Genomic DNA, 1,793 nt, shown 5'->3' with positions numbered 1-1,793 from the left:
GAATTAAGGAGCATAGTTAATGAATGACTTTACTTTAAGGCAATTTCTATCTTTGTACAAAGAAAAAAATATTAATGTGGAATATGCTATGAGCTATCATCAAATGCAGGCGAAGCCACATGAATTAGAAGATTTTAGTATTCTATGTGAAGAAATACTCAAAGTGATAAATAATGATATAGATATCGATGGCTGGTATCTTGGTACGGATATAAGGGTGGTACCAGATTTTGATGTATTACGCTTTACTGATGAAGTTATAACAAATATAGAGTTAAAACATTCTACATTTGAAAATACGGACAAAACAAAATTGAAGAAAAAATTTAGATCTCAAAAACATATTTTACAATTATTCAAATGTAAGTTTCAAAACTTTGTTTTTTTTGCTGAAAATAAAGAGCTTTTTTATTATGAACTAGAAAATGATACATTAAAAGAATCTAATATACAAGAATTGGTTGACTTACTCGATATTTATTCTAATTCTAGGGAAAATAGAATAAATAATTTGACTCCAAAAGAATATCTAATTTCACCATTAGATGATATGGATAATTTTTTTGAAGGAGTTTACTATTTAACCAATGAACAACAAAGTATAGTTAATAAAATTATTAGTAAAAATGGAGTTTTTGGTGTTACAGGTATCCCAGGAAGTGGTAAGACTTTAATTGCATACGACTTGCTTAGAAGAATAGATGGTAGGGCAAAAGTTTTAATGATCTTCTGTGGTAAGTTGAGAGAAGAACATAAAGAAATGGAAAAAAGGTTCGATAGCGTACAGTTTTTGTCTACTAAAGACGTTGAAGAAGAAACGCTTAATGATTATGATTATGTAATTTTAGACGAGTCGCAAAGAATGTACCCTGAAAAGTTTAGACTCATTCGTAGTTGGGGAGAAAGTAATAAAGAAGATAGAACAATTGTTTATTTTTTTGATTGTGAACAAACACTTAGTCCTAAAGATATAGGGACTATGCTTAATATGTATTTCAATACTCTACAAAATGATAGGAAAGGAGAATATTTAAAATTAAGCGAAAATATCAGATCAAATAGATATATAGCATCTTTCGTTAAGCAATTACAAAATTTATGTAAGTGCCCTAAAAAAGATATTGATATATTAGAATTGCGTAATAAGATTGAAGTTAGATTTTTCAGTAATCCTGCTGAGGCTAAACCATGGATTATGTCTCTTCAAAAACAAGGATATAGTTTTATTGCACCTACAGGAGATAGCTATAATGATGCTAGTGTAGATGAATTTTTAGATGTTGAACATATAAACACACATAAAATTATAGGCAGTGAACTAGATTATGTTGTAACTTATATAGATAGTAATGTAAGATATTCAACTCAAGGGATTTTAAATAAAGCTAATCGAGAATATTATCATTTAGAAAAAGAAATTTATGTAAATATATCTAGAGCTAGAGAAAAATTAGCATTAGCTATTATTGAGAATCATGATGTTTATGCTGCAATTATGGAAGTGATTTTTAAATTTAAGAAATAATAAGAAGAAAGGCATGAATATCTCATATGTTCATAAATCATATTGATAAATCATTAGCGAAGAAAGTTTTAAATGATGGTGGCTATGTGTTTGATTTTAATAATCGAGAATTTGATGATTTTACTTATAATTCAATAGGTATACGAATACAAGAAAAATATAGTTGCTCTAAAGGACAGTCTTTAGAGCAATTTATAGATAGTAATGATGAAAAAAAATAGTGCTTTTAATTTTAGACTTTATTTATTACTATAAATATGTATTAACT

At 27.2% G+C, this 1,793-nt stretch carries 1 protein-coding gene; it reads left to right on the top strand.

Annotation, left to right across the window (positions count from 1 at the left end):
- The first annotated feature begins 19 nt into the window (after positions 1-19).
- On the top strand, positions 20-1,525 hold the full coding sequence (locus tag A5844_RS10420) for a DNA/RNA helicase domain-containing protein (RefSeq protein WP_086285112.1): 1,506 nt from the start codon (positions 20-22) through the stop codon (positions 1,523-1,525).
- Positions 1,526-1,793: the final 268 nt, after the last annotated feature.

It is taken from the genome of Candidatus Enterococcus wittei (assembly GCF_002140175.1).
Classification (GTDB): Bacteria; Bacillota; Bacilli; order Lactobacillales; family Enterococcaceae; genus Enterococcus_B; species Enterococcus_B wittei.
Note: the sequence above shows the minus strand (reverse complement) of the source record. Positions and strands in the feature narration are given on the sequence as shown.